This window comes from Streptomyces sp. NPDC046900, from assembly GCF_040644975.1.
In the GTDB taxonomy this organism is placed as follows: domain Bacteria; phylum Actinomycetota; class Actinomycetes; order Streptomycetales; family Streptomycetaceae; genus Streptomyces.
In genome coordinates, this window is record NZ_JBEYXD010000021.1 from 104,878 (window position 1) to 125,834 (window position 20,957).

At 69.5% G+C, this 20,957-nt stretch carries 16 protein-coding genes and 2 pseudogenes; 9 read left to right on the forward strand and 9 right to left on the reverse strand.

What is annotated here, in order from left to right; genetic code table 11:
- Positions 1–36: 36 nt before the first annotated feature.
- The 3 genes from ABZ904_RS22060 to gap all read left to right on the forward strand — a co-directional run bounded on the left by ABZ904_RS22060 (position 37) and on the right by gap (position 3,053).
- Entirely contained in the window at positions 37–666 is a 630-nt protein-coding gene (locus tag ABZ904_RS22060; RefSeq protein ID WP_359398501.1) for a TetR/AcrR family transcriptional regulator, read from the forward strand.
- Positions 667–898: 232 nt separating this feature from the next.
- Entirely contained in the window at positions 899–1,846 is a 948-nt protein-coding gene (locus tag ABZ904_RS22065) for a DJ-1/PfpI family protein (protein WP_359398503.1), read from the forward strand.
- A gap of 208 nt (positions 1,847–2,054) precedes the next feature.
- A complete protein-coding gene (gene gap, locus ABZ904_RS22070) occupies positions 2,055–3,053 on the forward strand; it encodes a type I glyceraldehyde-3-phosphate dehydrogenase (protein ID WP_361825166.1) in 999 nt (332 codons plus the stop codon).
- Between the two features lie 79 nt (positions 3,054–3,132).
- Here the strand turns inward: gap and ABZ904_RS22075 are convergent, their stop codons facing one another.
- A complete protein-coding gene (locus ABZ904_RS22075) occupies positions 3,133–3,543 on the reverse strand; it encodes a VOC family protein (protein WP_359398507.1) in 411 nt (136 codons plus the stop codon).
- Positions 3,544–4,037: 494 nt separating this feature from the next.
- On the opposite strand from ABZ904_RS22075, the pseudogene ABZ904_RS22080 reads away from it, so the two are divergent.
- Positions 4,038–4,379: pseudogene (locus tag ABZ904_RS22080) on the forward strand (alkaline phosphatase family protein); the annotation flags it as partial.
- A 5-nt stretch (positions 4,380–4,384) separates the two neighbouring features.
- Here ABZ904_RS22080 and ABZ904_RS22085 read toward each other — a convergent pair.
- Positions 4,385–6,004, reverse strand: coding sequence for an IS200/IS605 family accessory protein TnpB-related protein (locus tag ABZ904_RS22085; RefSeq protein ID WP_361825168.1), 1,620 nt, complete (start codon positions 6,002–6,004; stop codon positions 4,385–4,387).
- A 93-nt stretch (positions 6,005–6,097) separates the two neighbouring features.
- On the opposite strand from ABZ904_RS22085, the gene ABZ904_RS22090 reads away from it, so the two are divergent.
- Both ABZ904_RS22090 and ABZ904_RS22095 read left to right on the forward strand, forming a co-directional pair.
- Positions 6,098–6,865: a phospholipase domain-containing protein gene (locus ABZ904_RS22090; RefSeq protein WP_361825170.1), complete on the forward strand. Its 768-nt coding sequence runs from the start codon at positions 6,098–6,100 to the stop codon at positions 6,863–6,865.
- A 387-nt stretch (positions 6,866–7,252) separates the two neighbouring features.
- Positions 7,253–10,651: a phosphodiester glycosidase family protein gene (locus ABZ904_RS22095; RefSeq protein ID WP_361825172.1), complete on the forward strand. Its 3,399-nt coding sequence runs from the start codon at positions 7,253–7,255 to the stop codon at positions 10,649–10,651.
- Between the two features lie 118 nt (positions 10,652–10,769).
- Here ABZ904_RS22095 and ABZ904_RS22100 read toward each other — a convergent pair.
- A pseudogene (locus tag ABZ904_RS22100) lies at positions 10,770–10,916 on the reverse strand (cupin domain-containing protein); the annotation flags it as partial.
- Positions 10,917–10,940: 24 nt separating this feature from the next.
- Here ABZ904_RS22100 and ABZ904_RS22105 point away from each other — a divergent pair.
- Entirely contained in the window at positions 10,941–11,219 is a 279-nt protein-coding gene (locus ABZ904_RS22105; protein ID WP_359398537.1) for a hypothetical protein, read from the forward strand.
- An 83-nt stretch (positions 11,220–11,302) separates the two neighbouring features.
- Here the strand turns inward: ABZ904_RS22105 and ABZ904_RS22110 are convergent, their stop codons facing one another.
- The 6 genes from ABZ904_RS22110 to ABZ904_RS22135 form a co-directional block, all read right to left on the reverse strand.
- Positions 11,303–12,100 carry an SAM-dependent methyltransferase gene (locus ABZ904_RS22110; protein WP_361825174.1) on the reverse strand — a complete coding sequence of 266 codons (798 nt, stop codon included), beginning with the start codon at positions 12,098–12,100 and terminating at the stop codon, positions 11,303–11,305.
- 222 nt (positions 12,101–12,322) lie between these two features.
- Positions 12,323–15,796: a phosphodiester glycosidase family protein gene (locus ABZ904_RS22115; RefSeq protein ID WP_361825176.1), complete on the reverse strand. Its 3,474-nt coding sequence runs from the start codon at positions 15,794–15,796 to the stop codon at positions 12,323–12,325.
- 190 nt (positions 15,797–15,986) lie between these two features.
- Positions 15,987–16,931, reverse strand: a complete 945-nt coding sequence (locus ABZ904_RS22120) for an LLM class flavin-dependent oxidoreductase (RefSeq protein WP_359398519.1) — start codon at positions 16,929–16,931, stop codon at positions 15,987–15,989.
- Between the two features lie 9 nt (positions 16,932–16,940).
- Positions 16,941–17,345 carry a hypothetical protein gene (locus ABZ904_RS22125; protein ID WP_360995441.1) on the reverse strand — a complete coding sequence of 135 codons (405 nt, stop codon included), beginning with the start codon at positions 17,343–17,345 and terminating at the stop codon, positions 16,941–16,943.
- A gap of 72 nt (positions 17,346–17,417) precedes the next feature.
- Entirely contained in the window at positions 17,418–18,770 is a 1,353-nt protein-coding gene (locus tag ABZ904_RS22130) for an amino acid permease (RefSeq protein WP_360995444.1), read from the reverse strand.
- Positions 18,767–19,027 (reverse strand): hypothetical protein, encoded by a 261-nt coding sequence (locus ABZ904_RS22135; protein WP_360995447.1) that lies wholly within the window; start codon positions 19,025–19,027, stop codon positions 18,767–18,769. The genes ABZ904_RS22130 and ABZ904_RS22135 overlap by 4 nt, the downstream gene beginning before the upstream one ends.
- Positions 19,028–19,135: 108 nt before the next feature.
- Between ABZ904_RS22135 and ABZ904_RS22140 the strand changes: the two genes are divergently transcribed.
- On the forward strand, positions 19,136–20,125 hold the full coding sequence (locus ABZ904_RS22140; RefSeq protein WP_360995450.1) for a WYL domain-containing protein: 990 nt from the start codon (positions 19,136–19,138) through the stop codon (positions 20,123–20,125).
- A 378-nt stretch (positions 20,126–20,503) separates the two neighbouring features.
- Positions 20,504–20,866, forward strand: a complete 363-nt coding sequence (locus ABZ904_RS22145) for a VOC family protein (protein WP_359398529.1) — start codon at positions 20,504–20,506, stop codon at positions 20,864–20,866.
- Positions 20,867–20,957 lie beyond the last annotated feature (91 nt).

Here is a 20,957-nt window from a genome sequence, read left to right on the forward strand (position 1 = left end):
CGGAGCTCAAAGTAAAGTGAGTGTTATACTTGCGCCGTGGAGACAGAGAGCACGCCTGTGACGCGGCGCCGTGGCGGCCGCGGGGCGCGCGAGCGCATCCTGCAGGCGGCCGCGAAGCTCTTTTACGAAGAGGGCATTCACGCCACAGGCGTCGCGCGCCTGGTGGAGACCGCAGAGGTGTCCACCCGGACCTTCTACCAGCACTTCCCTACCAAGACGGCCCTGGTGGAGGAGTACCTGCGCGGCTATGAGGCCGGGCTGGCGCGCCGGATCGAGCAGAAGCTGACCGGCGAGGGACTCACCCCCAAAGAGCAGCTGCTCACTCTGTTCACCATGGTCGCCGAGACGGCGTCGGGGACTTCGGGGGGAGCGGAGACCCGCGGCTGCCCTCTCCACAACGCGGCCGTCGAAGCCGCGGGGCACATGCCCGATGTGCGGGAACTGGTCCAGAACAACAAGCAGGGCGTCGTCCAGCAGCTCACGGACCTCGCCGCCCGCGCGGGTGCAGCCGACCCGGAGCAGTTGGGCCGCCATCTGGCCGTCCTCCTCGAGGGTGCCACCGCTCTGTCGACGTCTCTGGACAGCCGCGGCCCGCGCAATGACGCGCTCGAGGCCGCCCGCGTACTGGTCGATCACGCCGTACCCGATACGCAGCCCGCCTCCTGAGACGGCGATCCGCCCAGTTCGGTGAGGAGCGGTCTTCCCTGGCGGCGACGGCTGTGCACAAGCGCGCAGAGCAAGAGGGCGACCCGCGCGGCACCGGGAGCAGCGGCCCGCCGACGTCCGAGAACTGACGGTGACTCCGGGCCTCCGCCGGCCGGTGGCAGGATGTTTGCGGCAGCCGTCATTGACGCCACGGGTGCGAGCGACTGCCTGTTCCAATGCGGGGAGAATGCCGATGAGTCGGAAGAACCACCACGTTGCCGTGCTCGTGCTCGAGGGCGCGAAGCCGCTCGACGTCGGTATCCCCGCGCAGGTGTTCTCCAACCGGCCGAGCATGCCCTACGAGGTGCGCGTGTGCGGCGCCGCCCCCGGACTGGTGACCGGCGGCGACGGTCTCTCGTATCACGTGGCCGAGGGGCTCGAGGCCTTCGAGCACGCCGACACCATCTTCATCCCCGGCTACCGGGAGCCGGCGACGACAGAACCGCCGGCAGCGGTCGTCGGGGCGCTCATGGCCGCCCATGAGCGCGGGGCACGACTCGCGGCCATTTCCACGGGGGCCTTCGCGCTGGCGGCCACCGGCTTGCTCAACGGCAAACGAGCGACGACCCATTGGCACTACACGAAGGCGCTGGCCGAAAGGCATCCGCTCGTACAGGTCGACGAGAACGTGCTGTTCGTGGACGAGGGCGATGTGCTCACGTCGGCCGGAGCGGCGTCCGGTATCGACCTCTGTCTGCATCTGGTGCGCCGCGACCACGGTGTCGGGCTCTCCAACCATGTGGCGAGACGGCTGGTGGCGGCGCCCTATCGCAGCGGGGGACAGGCTCAGTACGTGCCGCGGAGCGTGCCCGAGCCGCTCGGCGACCTCTTCGCGAGCACACGTGAGTGGGCTCTGTCGCATCTCGCCGAACCCCTGACCCTCGAGATGCTCGCCCGCAACGCGCGGGTGTCGACGCGCACTTTCTCGAGACGGTTCGTTGAGGACACGGGCTACACGCCGATGCAGTGGGTGCTCCGGGCGCGGGTGGACCTGGCGCGGGAGCTTCTTGAACGTACCGATCTGGGCGTGGAGCAGATCGCCGACCGCGTCGGGCTCGGCACCGGGGCGAACCTGCGTCTGCACTTCCAGCGCATTCTCGGCACTTCCCCGACCGAGTACCGGCACACCTTTTCGGCCTGAGCTCCCCGAGCGTGCCGGTGCTGTATGAACCACGGCATCGGCCGGTACTGACGTATCGGTCCCGTCAAAGGGGCAGAGGCACGGCTGGCGAGATCCTTGCGGGCCATGGCCAAAGTTCTGGCGGCATCCTTGCGCATGGTGTCGTTCAGGCCACTGTCGGCCTGGGATCCGGATGTCGATCATGGAGAGCGGAACGAAAGGAGTCCCCATGACCCGCATCGCCGTCAACGGGTTCGGCCGCATCGGACGCAACACCCTCCGCGCCCTGCTCGACCGAGGCAGCGACCTCGAGGTGGTCGCCATCAACGACCTCACCGCCCCTGAGACCCTCGCGCACCTGCTCAAGTACGACAGCTCGCTCGGACGCCTCGCCCACTCCGTCGAGGTCGACGGAAGCGAGCTCGTGATCGACGGCCGCCGTATCAAGGTGCTCGCCGAACGCGAGCCCGCCAACCTGCCGTGGGCCGAACTCGGCGTCGCCATCGTGCTCGAGTCCACCGGCCGCTTCACCGCGGCGGACGCCGCCCGCGCACACATCCGCGCCGGCGCCGAACGCGTGCTGGTGAGCGCCCCTTCCGACGGCGCCGACGTCACGCTCGCCTACGGGGTGAACACCGATGTCTACGACCCCGCCGAGCACGTGGTCGTCTCGAATGCCTCGTGCACCACGAACGCACTGGCTCCGCTGGCATCCGTGCTGGACGATCTGGCCGGCATCGAGCACGGCTTCATGACCACGGTGCACGCCTACACGCAGGAGCAGAACCTGCAGGACGGCCCCCACCGCGATCTGCGCCGCGCCCGGGCCGCCGGCGTGAACATCGTGCCCACCACCACCGGGGCGGCCAAGGCCATCGGCCTGGTTCTGCCGAACCTCCACGGCAGGCTGTCGGGCGACTCGATCCGCGTGCCGGTCCCGGTCGGTTCGATCGTGGAGTTGAACACCACGGTCGCACGTGAAGTCACCCGCGACGATGTGCTCGCGGCCTACCGGGCCGCCGCCGACGGGAAGCTCAAGGGCATCCTCGAGTACGCCGATGAGCCGCTGGTCTCCAGTGACATCACCGGCCGGCCGGCGTCCTCCGTCTTCGACGCCGCCCTCACCCGTGTCGACGGCAAGCACGTCAAGGTGGTGGCCTGGTACGACAACGAGTGGGGTTTCTCGAACCGCGTCGTCGATACGCTCGAACTGCTCGCGCGCGACTGACGCGCAGGACCGAATGGCGCGTCCTGCACAGCCGGAGGGCCGGGCGCCGGTGTGCGCCCGGCCGACTCCGGGGCCCGGTTCAGCCCCGCGGCTGGGCGACGTTGACCATCCAGGCGATACCGAAGCGGTCCGTGCACATGCCGAACACGTCGCCCCACATCTGCTTGTCCAGCGGGACGGACACCGAGCCGCCCTCGGACAGCTTCTCCCAGTAGCCGCGCAGTTCGGCCTCGTCGTCGCCGCTGAGGCTCACCGAGAAGGTGTTCCCGGGGTTGTGCTCCGTCGTCGGGGTGTCGGCTCCCATGAGGGTGTAGCCGCTGGGGGTCTCGAGCATGCCGTGCATGATCTTGTCGGCCATGGGCGGGTCCTGGTGACCGGACTCGCCGTAGGTGTTGAGCGCCAGGGTGCCGCCGAACACTCCCTTGTAGAACTCCAGCGCCTGCCGGGCGTCGCCGGCGAACATGAGATACGGGTTGAGACGCGAGGCCATGATTCCTCCCGGAGAGGGACAAGCGGTCAGTTGCGCGCACAGTAGCGCGGGGCACTGACACGGCCCGCCGAGAACGCGTCCGACCTCCGAAGTGTCGGTTCGAAGCCCCTTCGTGACGAATCCTGGCTGATCGCCCCCCGACCGGTGGCCCCCCTGTGCTCTGGCCGAAATGGATGGCGTCGGCTGTGCCACCGGCCAGGAACCCATGGAAATCGGTCGAGTTCGCCCCCTGGGTGGCAGGTCGGCGCGCAACGCGGGCGTTGCGTCATCGAAGTCGCCGTAGCGCGACAGGAGTCAGGTCCGCCGAACGCCCACGGGCAGCGCGGTGAACCGCACCCGGCGGCTCCCGTCGGACAACCCGCCACACCCGGCAGCCCCTCTCGGGCGGCCGGGTCATGCGTTTCCGGACACCCCACATCTCGAATCGATAACGAGTCTGGTCCGACGGATTTGAAAGGTTCATGCTCACCTCGGCCGGGCCTCGATCCTCGGCCATGCGGCACCCCGACAGTAACGCCGCCCTCATCTCCTCTCATCGCACTTCGGAGGTCCATGTGTCACCGCTCGACCGCCGTACTTTCCTCAGAGGAGCAGCCGTTGTCGGTACTGCTCTGGGTCTGGATGCGTTTCCCGCAGGGGAGCACGAAGCTGCGTCGGCCGCGTCCGGGTCGATCACCGATGTGAAGCATGTGGTGATCCTGATGCAGGAGAACCGCAGCTTCGACCACTACTTCGGTGCGCTCAGGGGTGTGCGCGGCTTCGCCGACCGCAGCACCGTCATGCTGCCGGGCGGTTACTCGGTCTTCAACCAGCCTTCAGGATCGGGTCGCCAGTACCGTTCCTACGGACTGAGCATGGGTTGCACGGGCTCAGTCGGACGCTCCGAACGGTGTTGGGCGTCCTGGTCTCCCGCGTTCGCGCCGCGTCTGGTCCCAGTGGATCGTGTCCGTGGTCCAAGGATGCGGGGGCGGGTTTCCTCACGCCCTGGGGTGCCGTGTCCGGCCTGGGCGGTCCGATGCCCCATACGATCGCTCTGGTCGTGTGGGGGCGGTGCCGTCCGTCGCCGGATGCGGTGCCCGAGGGCGCGCCTGCCGATCGCGATGCTCGCGGCATCGTGGCGGCTGGTTTTCCTGCTCTTGTTAGTGAGGGGTTTTTGCCAGTGCTGGGCGCCCCACCTGCTGGTGTAGGCCGGGTCCACGGCCACAATGGTGACGCCGAGTTCGGCTGCCATGCTGACGAGCCGGGCCCGTAGCTTGGACACAGGCATGCCGGAGATCACCTGCCGGAACCGTTTCCTGCGGCCGTGCTTCTCCCGGGTCTTGTCCGCGGCGAAGTCGAGGTCTTCGACCGCGATCGACAGGCTGTGGCGTTTCGCCCAGTGCAGGAGCCGGATCAGTGCATGCCGTACCTGGGCATCACGGTGGTCCGCGGTGCCGGACAGGTCGTAGAAGAACCGGCGGGGTTGGCCGCACGGGTTGCCGTGGGCGTCGAGCCGCCAGGCGGCGAGGTGGTCGGCGTTGGTGTCGACACTGATCAGGCCGCCCTCGCGGGCGTGGGACAGGGGGACGGTTGTGACCGGTGGGATGGTCCAGGAGGCGCTGAGGTACCAGCGGGAGCGGTCTGTGTCGTAGTGGATGCGGTAGGCCACGGACCGGTTCGTGGTGATGCGGTCGGCCCACTCGTCGCTGCGGTGGTGGAAGACCGTGGTTGCGGCGAGGACGTACCGGCCGTGCGGGGCGTTGGCCAGGTGTGCGAGGGGGACGGGGAGCTTGATGCTCACCGTGCCGTCCGGGATGACGCGGATCGTCTCGTTCCCCAACCGCTTGCCCGACTCGCCGTCCGCCCGCAGGAACCAGCGCGATGCTTCCCAACGCCGCCGCCACGCGTGCTCGGTGAGCTGCGCCGCCTCGAGGTGGTGTCGGGTGTGGAGTAGGCGTTTGCCGCCTCGCACGACCCGCACGCGCGCCCTGTCGTGATCGGCCCGCTCCCGCTCCAGCCGGTCCTCCAGCAGACGCAGTCGCCGGGACTTTTGGAACCACTCCTGCCGGGTGCGGTATCCGCCCGGCGCCCGCTTCGTGCCCTTCTCACCCACCGGCAGCGACAACCGGTGGGCGATCGTCTTGATGCCGGCCTCAAGGCTGTGGATGTGCGCGAGTTGGGCCCGCCGCGCAAGCGCCCACTGATCGTGGGTGGCCTTCGTGATCGAACCAGCCCACCGCGAGGACGACTCGTCGGTCAGGGCCCGCTTGCGCTGCGCCCACGTATCCGCGGAGTGCTCCAGACCCTCAGCACACCGGCGTTTGAGATCCTTCGAGGCCAGCGACCCCAGATGCGCGCCGACCAGACGTAACACCTCGTCATCGTCTGGCGTGAGGCCCTTGATACGGGTGCGGATCGCCACGCCTGACGGGCCGACGGCCACGAAGGGGGCAGCGATCGTGCGCAGCGCCTCGTCAGGCATCGATGTGCCCCCTCCCCAACGCTTGATCGGCAACAGGAAGAACGCTACCGGCGGGCACTGACATTTAGCTTTGGCGTTGGCCCGCCATGCGACGTGCGCACGCTGCAACACCACAAACAGGTACATGCTCGTGCGTACTTACGCACACTCCTGCACATCCGAAACCGAACAAGTCCCAACCTCTCCGCCAACACCAACGCCCCGCCCGCGCAGGAGCCGGGCACCAAGCCGGCCCGTGCCCTGCCGTACCAGCCGAACGCCTATATCAGCCGGTTCGACTACAACGCGAACGGCCAGATCCTGGCCTGGATCGACATGGCGAACCAGGGCGTCCAGGCCACCGAGGCGGTCCACTTCTCGGCCTACGCGAACGCGTACCGCAGCGGCGGCCCCTGGCAGTACACGGTGGATCCCTACAACGCCGCCACGCGCACGGACGGCGTCGTGGAGGATTACTTCAACGTCGACAGCGGGTACGGCAACGGGCTCTACGACCTGAGCGTCGTCGGCCCCAACCGCTTCCTGCGCCGCTTCACCGGCAACGCGCTCGGCGCGGCCAAGGACATCGAGGTCGGCTGCTACTACGCCACCGCCCCGACCACCGGCAAGCAGGCGGTCTGGTTCCGCATGACCGACCAGTCGGCTGCCGACGTGACCTTCACCATCAAGTCGAACAACTACCGCAGTGACGGTCCCTGGACCTACCAGGTGACCGCCGGACAGTTCACGGACGACTTCTTCAACGCCGTCGCCTACACGGGCGGTTGGTACGACTTCACCGTCACGGTCAGCGCCGACAGCTCCTTCTCGCGGCGGTTCGTGGGCCACATCGAAACGGGCGCTGCCAGCATCACCGGCTGAGCCACCGGTCCGCACCTCACCCCCGGGTGAGGTGCGGACCGGAGCACAGTGCCGCGGCAGTCGGCCACCGGCGGCACACAACCCTCCTCACTGCCGGACGAGAGCGAGGGACGCCCGTGCTTTGCCCGAAACATCCAGGTCATGACGACCCCCCGGCATGCGCGGTATGCGAAAGGCCGAGGTTAACGCGACTTGACCGAATGCTCCGTGGGATCACATCTGATGCTCATCTGCGTCACCCCGAACGGATACCCGTGATCCCCCGGGCTGGTGTGCGGTGGAGTGGCGTGCCGGTGACCCACCTGCACGTATGTCCGTAAGGAAAAAACACACGCAATGAGAATTCACGCAAAGAGACCTGCGGGAACGGGGATTCGCCGAACCGCAGTGGCGACCGCGGCGGCGCTGGTGCTCGGCGGAGCTGTGGCGGGAGCCGGCACCGCTTTCGGCTCGGCCGATGACACGGCCGCCGACAGCCCTGCGGCGCACCAGAGCTGGCTTCCGGACACGCCGGAGAACTGGCCGCTGGTCGTGGACTACACCCGGACGCGGCCCGAGACCGTCACCCGCGGCCTGAAGCACTACAGCGAGACGTACGACACCGTCGGCGGCCGCCAGCACATCCAGGTGTTGCAGGCCGATCTCGGCGACCGGAACCTCCGGGTCGGCATGGTCGAGGCCGGTGACACCATCACCAACCCGGCGGACGAGACCCCGTCGTCGATGGCCCACCGCACCCACGCGGTGGCGGGCGTCAACGGCGACTACTTCGAGATCCACGCCAGCGGCCGCCCCCTCGGCGGCATCATGGCCAACGGGCACCTGCTGAAGAGCCCCAAGCCGGGCTTCGAATCCCAGCTGGGCGTCAAGCCCGACGGCACCATGGTGATGGGCCCGGAGACCTTCTCCGGCACGATCTCCACCGGCTCCGCGACCCACGAGCTCACCGCGGTGAACACCGTGAACGACGTGGCGACCGGCGGCATCACCGAGGTCACTCCCGACCTCGGCGAGACCCCGAGCCTGTCCAAGTCCTCCACCCTGGTGCTCGGCCACGTCACCGACGGCGGCTTCGTGGTCGACAGTGTGCGGACCGGCGTCACCACCGTGCCCCGGCTCTCCGCCGACCAGCTCGGTCTGCTCGGCGCCGGCGCCGGCGGGCAGTGGCTCTCCGACAACCAGCACCCGGGCGACAAGGTGGCGATCGCCACCCAGCTTTCGCCCGACAACGATGTCACCCAGCTGATCAGCGGTGTCGGCACATTGGTGAAGGACGGCAAGGTCTACAAGGACCCGACCGGCACCCCGCCGAGCGGCGCCAACCCGGAGACCGCCGTCGGCATCACCCAGGACGGCAAGCACGCCATCGTCGTCGCCATCGACGGCCACGGCGGCGCCTCCACCGCCTTCGGTGTGACGCCGGAGCAGGCCGCGGGCTACATGGTCGCCCACGGCGCCTACACCGCGATGCTGTTCGACGGCGGCGGCTCCACCGGCATGGTCAGCCGCGCCCCCGGCGCCGACCGGGCCGAGGTCGTCAACACGCCGTCCGACCTGCCCGGCAACACCGAGCGCCCGGTCGCCAACGGCATCTTCTTCTACTCCACCGCCGAGGAGGCCGGACCGGCCGTCAAGGTCGTGGTGAACGGCGGCAAGACGGTCACCACCGTCGCCGGCGGTTCCATCCCGCTCCCGGTGTACTCCGTCGACCGGTCCGCCAACCCCTCCGCCGGCCAGGTCGACATCCGGATCGAGCCCTCGAACCTCGCCACGTACGAGGACGGCAAGCTCACCCCGCAGCGCAGCGGCACGGGCCGGATCATCGCCACCAACGGCGAGGTGACCACCTCCGAGAAGCTCGAGGTCGTCAGCAAGCTGGACTCCCTCACGGTCTCGCCCGACAAGGCCGACCTCAACAACGGCGCCACGCAGCAGCTCGCCCTCTCCGGCAGCGTCAAGGGCGGCGGCGATGTGCAGATCCCCGCTGAGGCGGCCACCTGGAAGGTCACCCCGGACAACCTGGGCTCGGTCGACGCGCATGGCCTGTTCACCGCGGACGCCGACAAGGGCGGTCTCGCCGAGGTGAGCGCGCAGGTCGCCGGCGCCACCGCGACGACGTCGATCGCCGTGGGCAGCGTCAGCAAGGTCATCGACCCGATGACGAGCCTTGACGTCTGGCGGCTGAGCAACAACACCACCGGCAAGCCCGCCACCCTGAACGCCGACGCCGGCGTCGTCCCGCCGAGCTCCACCGACTCCGGATCGCTGCGGCTCGACTACTCGATGCCCGCCGGCTCCGGCGTCAAGCAGCTGGTGCTCTCGCCGCGTACCACCCTGAAGACCGACACCGACAACGGTCAGGTCCCCACCGCCATCGGCGTGTGGATCAAGGGTGACGGCAACGGCATCGAGCTCGCCGAGAAGTACATCGGCGTCAACGGCACGTCCACGACGCTCTACCCGACGTACGTCACCTGGAAGGACTGGCACCTGGCGGTCGCGCAGCTGCCGGCGGGTATGCAGTTCCCGCTGACCATCAGCTTCATCGACTTCCTGGCGATCAGCCCGAGCACCGCCTACAGCGGCTCGCTCAACGTCGCGGGTCTGCAGGCCCTGTACTCGCCGCGACCGGTCACGGCGCCCGAGTACCACGCGATCCCGCAGAACCCGAAGTGGCTGTCCTTCGAGGAGGACTCCGCCGACTTCGCCAAGCAGGGCACCACCCTGCTGGCCGGTGACGACGCGCACATGCTCGCCGGCGACCCGGGCTCGGTCAGCAGCAACGTGATGGACTCCATCGCCAAGCGGCTGCCCACCCTCACCCCGCAGGCGAAGCCGGACGCCGCCCAGTTCCTCGGCGACATGTCCGACGACGGCAAGCCGGCCGACCTGCAGTACGCCAAGTCCAAGATGGACGCCCTCGGCATCCCCGAGCGCGACATCGTCGGCAACCACGAGATCACTCAGGGCGCCGACTCGGAGAACGGCAACTACAGCAACACCTTCGGTGACACCCACTACGCCTACACGCAGGGCCAGGCGCAGATGATCGTCACCGACAACTCGCACGGCAGCCTGCAGTCCTCGGACCCGTTCCAGAACCCCGAAGGCGTGCAGTACCCGTGGCTGGTCCAGCAGTTGACGGACGCCACCGCCAAGGACGTGCTGGTCATCACCCACATGCCCGCGTACGACCCGCACCCGGCCGCGAACAGCCAGTTCACGGACCGCTGGGAGGCGCGGATGTATTTGCGGCTGGTGCAGCGCTTCCAGCAGACGCACCCGAAGCAGCACGTGATCATGATGTACGGTCACGCCCGCGGCTTCGCCGAGCAGATCCTCAACCCCGAGGGCCAGAGCGTGACCACCGGGGAGGGCGGCATCCCGCAGTTCACCTTCGCGGACCTCGGTATGCCGGCCTACGCCCCGGCCGACCAAGGTGGCATCTACCACTTCGGTCTGATCCGCATCGGTGACGACGGTGACCTGCAGTACAGCGTCGAGCCCGCGCTCGCGTCGATCACCGTCAGGGGCCCCAAGGACCCGATCGCCCACGGCGACCACGTCACCCTGACCGCGACCGGCGACCAGATCGCAGGCGACAACATCGCACCGCTCACCATCCCGATCGCGGACCCCGCGTCCCACGTCTGGACCTCGAGCAACACCAAGGTCGCCACGGTGGACCCGCTCACCGGCGCCCTGACCGCCCACCGCTCCGGCACCGCCACCGTCTCGGTGACCTCCGGCGGCGTCACGGGCAGCACCCAGGTCGTCGTTCAGTGACCTGACCCATGACGGCGGGGTGCCCGAGCAGTCTCGGGCACCCCGTCGGTGTTCTCCGGCTCCCCGGCTTCCTCATGCGGTCCGCCCGGTGCGGTGCCGGGCCGACTGTCCGGGCCGGTCAGGCGCGGGTGCTGCGCCGCGGGCCGCCGTACTCGCTGTCGGTGAGGTGTTCCAGCCAGTCGACCTCGTCGGTCTCCCACAGGGCGATGTGGGTCATGAAGTGGTCGGGGGCGGCGCCGTGCCAGTGCTCCTCGCCCGGCAGGCACTCCGCACGACAAGGGCCTGACCGATCTCATCGGCGAACTCGTCACCCGCAGCGAGGACTTCCGTACCGCCTGGGCCCGGCACAATGCACTACAGCGGGCTGAAGCACTTCCACCATCCCGTCGTCGGCGACCTCACCCTCGCCTTCGACGCCATGCAACTGCCCGCGGAACCCTCACTGAGCCTGACGGTCATGAGCGCGGAACCGGGCTCTTCCGACGCAGACGCCCTCGAACTGCGGGCCAGTTGGGCTGCCACCGAGGAGACACTGCCCGTCGACGTCCTGGACCCGCCCGCCAGGTGACGTCCGCGATCCCGTGCGGACACAGTGCGTGGGGGAGGCGGAGTCCGCTGCCGGGCGGCCGCACGCTGCGGCGGCCTACGAGGTCAGCCCGTCTTGCGGGCGACACCTCCGTAAAACCCGATCTCGCCTGATCTGGCCGGCGGAGGAGTGTCCGGGTGCCAGAACGGGACCTGGACCAGGCCGGGTTCGACGAGTTCGAAGCCGTCGAAGAGTCGCTCGACCTCCGTGTGGGAGCGCAGATTCAGGCTGGCGCTGGCCCTGTTGTAGACGGCCTGGGCCTTGCTGCGATCGGCGAAGTCACCCGTGGCGTGCGACAGCACCAGGAAGCTGCCCGCCGGCAGCGAGTCGCACAGGGTGGCGACGACCTGCCCGGGCTTCTCCGCGTCGGTGAGGAAATGGAGGACGGCGACGAGGAGCAGGGCGACCGGTTCCCCGAAGTCGATCACTCGGCGGACGTCGGGATGGTCCACGACGGACCGCGGATCGCGCAGATCGGCGAGTACGGTGCCGGTCGTGCCGGAGTGGCCGAGCAGCGCGTCGGCGTGGGCCTTCACGATCGGATCGTTGTCGACGTAGGCGACGCGCGTGTCGGGTGCCACTTCCTGGGCGACCTCGTGCACGTTGGGAGAGGTGGGCAGCCCGGTGCCGATGTCGAGGATCTGGCGGACGCCGTGGCCGACCACGTGGCGGACTGCGCGCCGGAGGAAGGCGCGGTTGGCCCGCATGCCGATCCGCACCTCGGGCGCCGCGGCGGCGAGTTCGTCGCCGGCCTGCCGGTCCACCTCATAGTGGTCCTTGCCACCCAGCAGATAGTCGTAGATCCGCGCGGGGTGCGGCCTGGTGGTGTCGATGTCCTCAGCCCGCAGGCCGTTCTCTCCCACGCCGCGCTCCTCCCGACGACCGCCACGGCACTTGGCGATCAACAGCATCCCACATCAACTCGGCAGCGGGTGCAGCCAGTTCCCTGTACTGATCGCCCGCGGGTGACCGCCCGACGACAAGGGGCACGCGGCCATCCTGTGGCCCACCTGAGAGCGCCCCACGCCCCGCAGCGAAGACATCACTGCTGCGGGGCGCGAGCACTGTCAGATCCGGAATATGGCCTAGGCGAGCGTGACGGTCGCCGAGGCCGTCTGGCCGCCCGAGGTGACCGTGAGGGTGATCGTCCCGGGCCGCACCGCGGTCAGGGTGCCGGACGTGAGGTCGAGCACGGCCAGGGTCCTCGGCCTCCCCTCGGCGCGCTTCGCCTCGGACGCCGAGTCCACGACGACGAGCCCGGAGTCGCCGCCCCAGGTGACCGTCGCGGGGAAGCGCAGCGGGAACCTGAGGCCGAATTCGCTCGTGATGCCCGTCGCGGAGACCGTCGCCGAGTGGCCCACCGCGACCTGGTCGGGGGCCGACAGCTCGATCTTGTCGATCAGCGGCCGGCTCTCCGCCTGCAGCCAGTCCCGGGTTTCCGGGCTGGGCTGCCCGGCCTTCACCCGAGCGGGCCGCCGGTCGACTCCGACGTGCATCCAGCCGAAGAACCCGCCCTGGTCGGGCGAGCTGTACGGCGTCTTGCCCACAGCCGGAGTGGTGACCTCGAGCACACCGTCGGCGCGGGTCACCGACGCGGTGTGCGCGTGACCGGTGAAGAGCGCGATCGGCTTGCCGGAGTTCTCCCGGAAGTCCGCCAGCCAGCGCTTGAGGAGGTCCGCCTCGAGCTGGTCGGACAGCTGTGAGGCCGCGGCGCCGGACGGGTCGTGCAGGGGGTGGTGGAACGAGACCACGACGCCGGTGACCGAGGAGTCCTTCGCCGCCTTCGCCAACTCGGACTGCAGCAGCGGAACCTGGTCCCAGTCCGACGTCCGCATGTCGCCGGTGTGGGAGTCCAGCAGGATGAAGCGGGTGCCCTTGTGGTCGAAGACCATCCGGTTGGGACGGCCGGTCGCGGTGAGGAACGCCTCGAGCCCGCCGGTCGCCGACAGGCCGGCCTCGTGGTTGCCCGGCGTCCAGTACACCGGCAGGTCGCTCGGTACGTGGTCGCGCAGCAGTCCGTTGGCGAGCTCGAAGTCGGCGGGGGTGTTGTTGTCGACGAAGTCGCCGTTGATGAGGATGAAGTCGGGCTTGCCGGCCACGGCCTGGTCCAGCGCGATGCCGGCCTGCCGCCCCGAGAAGGAGTTCAGGCCGGCGGCCGCGCTGATGTGGAGGTCGGACAGGACGGCGAACGTCCACCGGTCCTCAGGGACGCCGCCCTGCTCGACCACGTAGGGATCCGGCTGCGGCGGCTCACTGGTGTCGGCCTGCTGCCCCACCTGCGCGGCGAGCGCGTCGAACTCCAGTTGGCCGGCGTTCTTGTTGGTCTGCGACGTCTCGGCGATGTAGACACGCTGCAGCGTGATGGGCTCCGAGAAGCCGGCGGGTATGTCGCCGACGACCCGGCGCCAGCCCGACCAGTCGACGGTGAGAGCGAAGGTGAACGGCACGTTGGTGGTGCCCTGCGAGGACATCATGGCGCGCAGCCAGTGCTTCTGGCCGTCGCCGTTGACCCACAGCGCGAGCTTCTTCGCCCCGGTGGGCAGCGTGATCGGACCGGCGCCGGCCACCGCGTAGGCCGCAGAGGTGCTGGACTGCCCGGTGAAGTCGTAGGTGAGCCGCAGGGCGTGGTTGTCCGCGGCGGCGCCGGGTCGGTCCGGGGCAGCGACGAAGGCGACCGACGCGGTACCCCGGGCGGAGGCCGCCGTCCAGCGTTCGGCCGGCTCGAACTCGGCCAGCGAGACATCGATCAGACCCACCGTCACCGGAAGCTTGGCCGTCACCCCCTCCACCGTCGCCGTGAGGGTCACCGCCTTGCCGCCCGCGTCCGAACCGCCGGTGATGGCGAGGCTTCCGTCGGACTCGGCCTTCACTGTGATCACGGACTTGTCGTAGTCGAGCGTCACATCGCGCGGCGCCACCGGTGCGTCGAATCCGTCGGCGTCGTACCCGGTGAGCCTGACGTGCGCCGTCGCGTCCGGGTCGATGGTGATCGCACGCTGGGTGAAGGCCAACCGGTGCAGATCGCCGACGACGCGCAGTTCGTGCTCGCCGTCCGCGGAGCCGGAACGGGCGCGCAGCGTCCCGGATCCCGGCCGCTTGGCGCGGAAGACGCCGTCTCGCGCCCTGCCGAGCGAGCCCGGCTCGGCCGTCCACTTGACCGGCTGCTTGTCGACCGCGACGGGTGCCCACGTCTCGTCGTAACCGGCGACCGCAACGTCCAGGGTGAGACCGGGAACCACCCGGTCGGCCTGGGGGCGTACGTCCAGTCCCCGTAGGGTGCCCGAGCCCTGCGGCGCGAACAGGCCGACGCCGTTCGGCACCGGCCGCTCGTTCCCGTCCGACGGAGTGTTGATGACTCCCGCCCCGGCGTCGCCGGGCCGTCGGGCGACCAGTTCGGTGGAGCCGCCGCCGTCGAGCATGAATGCCTCGGTGGCGCCGAGGCGCACCATGAGCTTGGCCATGTCGTCGAAGCTGAGGCCGGGGGAGAAGTTCGCCGAGCCGTCGACCGCGACCAGCAGAAGCCTGTGCCCGCCGTCCAGCCAGCCGATGGCCGTGCGGGGCTTGGGCGCGTCGTTGCCCGTGCTCGGCGGAAAGTCGATCGCGGCACCGTTGCGGACCAGCACCGACCCGCTGCCGAGCGCCATGCGCAGCTCGGCGGTCGTGTCGCTCCGCGGCTTGAACCCTACGGTGACGGTGTCACCCGGCCGGGCGGTGGCCAGCTGGCCGGAGGCGGCGCCGCGACCGAGGACGATCAGACCGCCGTCCGGTACGGCCGTATCGGTGATCCTGCTGTTGACCGAGGTGATCTTGCCGCTCACGACGACGAGTTCGGTGTAGGGGCCCGCATCGTGGATGAGCGTGCGGTCGCCCGGCCCCCACAGCGGGGTGAACACGGCGACGCCGTCGGCCGGCACGGTGGACGAGTTGAGCGCGGCGAGCGGCCGCTGGGTGCCGGCTACCGTGACCGTACCGGTGAGCATGAGATCGGCGAGCCGGGCGACCCGGTCCGCTCCGATCGCCGCGACGGTCGACGACTGGTTCGTGCCCTTGCGGAGCTCGCCGCCCTTGATCTCCGGCCCCTCGGCCGCGTTGGTCTCGGTGATGTTGAAGTAGTCACCGTTGACCGCGGCGACCGCATGCTGGGCGCCGGCCGCCCGCGACAGCGGCCGCGCCTCGCTCACCTTGTCGGCGATCAGGTCCACGCCGACCGACTCGTCGGTCAGGTCGGCGTTGAGTACATGGACCCGCATCCAGCCGGTACGGCCGAAGGTGTCGAAGGAGGTCAGGACGATCCCGGGTGCCACGGGGCAGTCCACCCGATCGGCCTCGACCGACTCCCCGGGTATGGTCGTCTGGTACGTCGGAACTGTGTATCCGAATCGCTTGTTCGACGCCGCGACGGGGGAGGCGGGGGCGTCCCCGAGCTGCCCGGGTCTGCTCGCCTGGGCGGTACTGGCGGTTGCGACGCCGCTGCCGGTCGCGGCGAGCCCGGCGGCGACAGCGCCGACGATGAGCCCGCGTCGCGTCATGCCTGCGGCGCTGTTGTGACGGTTGTCCATGATCCGAGACGCTATTCACGCCGGTGAACGGCGAGATGAACGACGAGGTATGGCTGGACGTCGTCTTGGAATGCGCCCACGCTTGGGCAACAGGAACCTGTCAGTGGCCGCTCGGGTATTCTTCGGCGCGGCCACCAGGCGGGCCTACGCGTTGCCGTAGGCGGCCCACCCGGCGTCGATCCCCTTTGCCTCAGCCGGAACCGTGGCCGGACGCAGCAAGTTCCGGGATGACCTCAGCGGCCAGCCGTTCGAGGTGTTCGACGGGGTCGAAAAGCGGCGTGAACAAGATGAGTTCCGCGCCGGCAGCGACGACGTCACGCAACTGGCGTGCACATTCCCCTGGCGTTCCCGCGATCGCGGCGGCCTCGATGTCAGGTGACTGCTTCATGTAGAGCGCGGCCAGCGCAGCGTTGATCCGGTTGCGGGCCCGCTGCGCATCGTCGTCCAGCGCGATGTAGATACGCTTCGCCATACGGAAGTCATCCGTCGGCCTGCCGGACTCGGCCAGTGCCTGCCGTACGATCTCGACCTGATCGGCGAACTTCGCCGTCTGGACCTGTCCCGCACCGAAGAAGCCGCTGAACAGGCCACTCGTCACGGCGCGTCGCAACGCGATGCGCCCGCTCCCGCCGAACCACACCGGTGGGGAGGGCTTCTGGAACGGTTTCGGTTCCATGCCGGCGTCGGTCAACTGCCAGAACTCGCCGGAGAAATCGACCCGGTCGTCGCGCCACAGCCGGGTCATCAGCTCGACGCCCTCCCAGAAGCGCGCGACGTAACGCTCCTGGTCGACACCGAAAGCCGCGAACGGCCGCTGCTTGCCGCCCGTACCGAAGCCGACCTCGATCCTGCCTCGGCTGATCTGGTCCAGCGAACTGATGCTCTTGGCCAAGTGCACCGGACTGTGCAGCGTGGACACGAAGACGACGCATCCGAGACGCAGTCGCTCCGTGCAGGCAGCGGCGTAGGTCATGGTCTCCATCGGTCCGAGCTGCGGACTGAAACCCAGTGTCTGTTCCTGCGTCCAGGCGCTGTCGAAGCCCAACTGCTCGACCCGTGTGAGATAGGTGCGGAACGCGGCGGGATCGAACTCACCATCCGCGTGGAACTGTGGGATCGAGATCGCGAATTGCACAGGCACAACCTATTTCTCGTCAGCGGCGGCGCGCCGTAGCGCCACACCGCTCGTCGGCGCGGCCGCATGCTCCCTGTTCCACCCCGCGTACCGCTCCAGGTGACGGTCTCCAGGGGAGAGGTGTGCCGGCGCGGCGGCCATGCGGTGCGGCCCGACCGGCCCCTCGGCTGTCCTCAGCGCCCGTCTGAAGACGCTTGTGTCGGCCGGGTGCTGGAGACCCGCTTCTACCAGGAGCCGGGCAGCCGCCCCCGCGACGCCTACCGCCTCACCGCCGCCGGCCGCGACCTCGGTCTCGTCCTTGCAGACTTGCAGCAATGGGGAGACACGCACATGCCGCGCCCGGCAGGCCCCTCCGCTCTGCGCCGCACCCGCTCCATCGGGCAGCCCCTCGATGTCGCCTTCGTCAACGGCCAAGGCGACGTCGTTCCGCCCAGACGTCGCCTTCCTCGTCGACACCCCTGCCGCTCAGCAGCGCGCCCCACCTGATCAGCGCTCGCCGGGAACGTCACCCGTGTGCCGCGGCGTCACGCGTCTCTGTCCTGGTCCTCCCGCCTTGCGACCGTCGGCACGGGCGCGTCGGCGCAGGTAACACAGCGCGCTCACGGTGACGACCAGCGGCCAGAGCAGGTACCAGCCGGTCATGACGAGGAGCGCGGAGACTGCGACGAGGGCAAGGAATGCGGCGCGGCGGGCCAGGCTGCCGCGCGGCAGGAGCCGTAGGGCCGCGGCCGTTCCCAACGCGTACACAGTCACGAACGATCCGGTCGTGAGAAGCACGAGTGGGCTGGGGCCGACGCCTGCGGCCGTCGTGGTGACGAGGGCGAGGCCGGACAGCGCAGTGACGACGGCCAGGCTGCGTCGTGGCACCTCGCCGACACTGGCGCCTCGGGCCAGCCAGTCCGGCAGCGCGCCGTCACGGCCGAGCGCTGCACCGAGTCTGGCGGCGCCGGCGAAATAGGCGTTCATCGTGCCGAGGGTCAGCAGGACTGCGGCGGCAGCGGCCAGTACCCGGACGGTGCCACCGATGCCGAGGGCGAGCAGTTCGGCGAGCGGGGCGTCCGTCGTGCCGGCGGCGGGGCCGAGCACCATCACGCCGGCGGTGGCGACCGCGAGGTAGAGAACGCCGACGACCACGACCGCGATGCCGGTGGCTCGGGGCAGGTCCCGCGCCGGATGGCGGAAGTCCCCGGCGAGGTGGGTGATCGCCTCCCAGCCTGCGAAGCTCCAGACCAACAAGGCCGCCGCCGGACCGATGGCCAGCCAGCCGTGCGGCGCGAACGGCCGCAGGTTGGCGACGTGGGCGTGAGGCAGTGCCGCAAGCACGGCGGCCAGCAACAGCGTGACGAGGAGCACGGCGAGCACGAGCTGCAGTCGGCCGGACACGGTCACACCGAACCAGTTGGCCGTGGCGACCACGATCACCAGTGCCACCGCCGTTGCCGTCGTCGTCCGCTGACCGCCACCGAGGGCGCTCGTCACGTACGCGCCGGCGAACATGCCCGCCGCCGGAGCCCCCGCCGGTACGGCGAAGTAGAAGCACCAGCCGACCGCAGCCGCGGCCCGTGCCCCGAAGGCATGCCGTACGTAGGTGGAGACTCCGCCGCCGTCCGGGTATCGCGCGCCCAGGGCCGAGAACGTGGCGGCGAGGGGCACCGACATCACTACGAGCGCCAGCCAGGCCAGCAAAGACGCCGGCCCGGCAGCCCGAGCGGCCAGCGCGGGGAGAGCGATCACGCCCGTACCGAGGACGGCGCCGATGTACAGCGCGGCTCCCTGCCAGACGGTCAGCCGCCCGACCGGCTGAGCCGAGACTTCGCGCGTGGCCAGTCCGTCGGTCATGCCGCAACCTGACTGTTGCGGCGGAAGCCCACCAGCCCGAGCGTCAGGCCGGTGACTCGCTTGGTGGGTATGGCGATCTCGCCGAGCGCGGCGGCCGCGTCGAACAGGGCGCCGTGACACGGCGCGGTGCCCGGAAACTCATCCCTCGCAGTGCGTCCAGTCGACGGCGCGGCGAGCGGCCGGTTCGTGACACCGCGGGTGCCCACGGGAAAGCCGGGGTCGCCGGTGCCGGTTCTGCGGCTGATCGAGGAGTGCATGCGTCCTTGCCCTCTGCTGTCTCTCGTGTGCTCAATGTGCGGTCCGGCGGGAAACCTAGCCAGACTTCCCTGACACCTGATGTCAGGGAAGTGCGGCAGACTCGCCTCATGCGTGCGAGCCGATTGCTGTCCGTCCTGTTGCTGCTCCAGGACCGCGGGCGCATGACCGCCCAGCAACTGGCCGACGAGCTGGAGGTGTCCGTCCGCACCGTGTACCGGGACATGGAGGCGCTCGCCGCGGTCGGAGTCCCGCTCTACGCCGACCCAGGGCACGACGGCGGCTACCGGCTGGTGCATGGGTACCGGACACGGCTGACCGGACTGACGCACGAAGAGGCGGAGGCGCTCTCCCTCGCGGGACTGCCCGGGCCGGCCGCCGACCTCGGCCTGGGCAGTGTGCTCGCCACCGCCCAGCTCAAGCTGATGGCCGCGCTGCCCAACGAACTGCGCGACCGGACCGGCGTGTTGCGGCAGCGGTTCCATTTGGACACCGCCGGCTGGTACGCCCGAACGGAGCCCACCCCTCACCTGGCTGCCGTGGTCGACGCGGTATGGCACCAGCAGCGCATCCGGATCCGCTACCGCCGCTGGAAAGCTCCCCAGGAGGTGACCCGGACGCTGGAGCCCTACGGGCTGGTGCTCAAAGCCGGCCGCTGGTACCTGGTGGCAAGCCATTCGGATTCCGTCCGCACCTACCGCATCTCCCAGATCCTGCGGATCCGGACACTGGAGGACCACTTCGACCGGCCCCACGACTTCGACCTGGCCGCGCACTGGGGGTCGTATCTCGAGGAGTTCGACGCACGCCGCTACCAGGGCGAAGCAGTGGTGCGGTTGTCACCGCACATCATGGAACAGCTGCCCGACTTCATGGAACCGGCGGTGGTGCGCGCGGCCCACGACACCGCCGGACCACCAGGTCCCGACGGCCGAGTTCAGGTCGTCATCCCGATCGAGTCCGTGGAGCACGCCGCGGGCATGCTGCTGCGCCTCGGCACGGAGGCCGAGGTCCTGGCCCCCACAGAGCTGAGGGCACTGATCGCAAAGACCGTTGCCGCGCTGGCCCACATCTACGGAGCATCGGCCGGCCCGGCATGACAGGCGGGACCGGAGGCGGCCCCCATCGCCGGCAGACCGGGTCCCCCACGGGGCGGCGGCGCGGACAGGGGGCCGTACCCGAAGCCAGTGTCGGTGTCGGATGGTTCGCGTCGCAGGATCCCGGCGCGCTTGGCGCAAGGACCCGCGACGACTGGGAAGCTGGCCGATCTGCTGCCCATCAGCCGTCCGGGCCGTCTCCCAGCACCTGAAGATCCTTCAAAGCGCGGATCTTGTCCACACCACGCTCGTGGGCCGGAACCGATGGCACGAACTCAATCCGGAGCCGCTCCACGCCATCGCCCACTGGGCGACGGACGTGGCAGTCCGGCACGACAAAGCACCCGCTTTGCGCACCGGCCAGAACCCGTAAGGAACCCCGTGAACCAGCCCGTCACCTATGTCGAACCGAACAGCCCCGACCTCCAGGCCACCAACCGATTCCTCTCGGATGTGTTCGGATGGCAGTTCCAGCCCTTCGCCGCGCCGGACTACCTCGTCGCCCCGCACGGCGACGGCCCGGGCATCGACACGGGCGTCATGCCGTCACGCGACGGGCAGCCGCGCGCGATCCCGGTCATCCGCGTGACCGACCTGGAGGACAGCCTGGAGCGCGTCACCGCGGGCGGTGGCACGGTCGTTGTGGAACCCTTCACCCTTCCCGGGGTCGGACGGGGGTGCTACATCCTCGACCCCGCCGGCCTCCTGATCGGGCTGCACGCTTACACCACGGAGTCCGACTAAGAGTCATCCCGTGTTGGGATGCCACCCGATCAGTTCCCTTGTAGGTATACCGTCGCGGGCTGCGGCGTTTCCTACGCGGGCGGCTGTTCCG

Coding starts and splice junctions, on each gene's coding strand:
- ABZ904_RS22065 (WP_359398503.1), top strand. CDS start 899: ATGAGTCGGAAGAACCACCACGTTGCCGTGCTCGTGCTCGAGGGCGCG.
- gap (WP_361825166.1), top strand. CDS start 2,055: ATGACCCGCATCGCCGTCAACGGGTTCGGCCGCATCGGACGCAACACC.
- ABZ904_RS22075 (WP_359398507.1), bottom strand. CDS start 3,543: ATGGCCTCGCGTCTCAACCCGTATCTCATGTTCGCCGGCGACGCCCGG.
- ABZ904_RS22085 (WP_361825168.1), bottom strand. CDS start 6,004: ATGCCTGACGAGGCGCTGCGCACGATCGCTGCCCCCTTCGTGGCCGTC.
- ABZ904_RS22115 (WP_361825176.1), bottom strand. CDS start 15,796: ATGGACAACCGTCACAACAGCGCCGCAGGCATGACGCGACGCGGGCTC.
- ABZ904_RS22130 (WP_360995444.1), bottom strand. CDS start 18,770: ATGACCGACGGACTGGCCACGCGCGAAGTCTCGGCTCAGCCGGTCGGG.
- ABZ904_RS22135 (WP_360995447.1), bottom strand. CDS start 19,027: ATGCACTCCTCGATCAGCCGCAGAACCGGCACCGGCGACCCCGGCTTT.
- ABZ904_RS22140 (WP_360995450.1), top strand. CDS start 19,136: ATGCGTGCGAGCCGATTGCTGTCCGTCCTGTTGCTGCTCCAGGACCGC.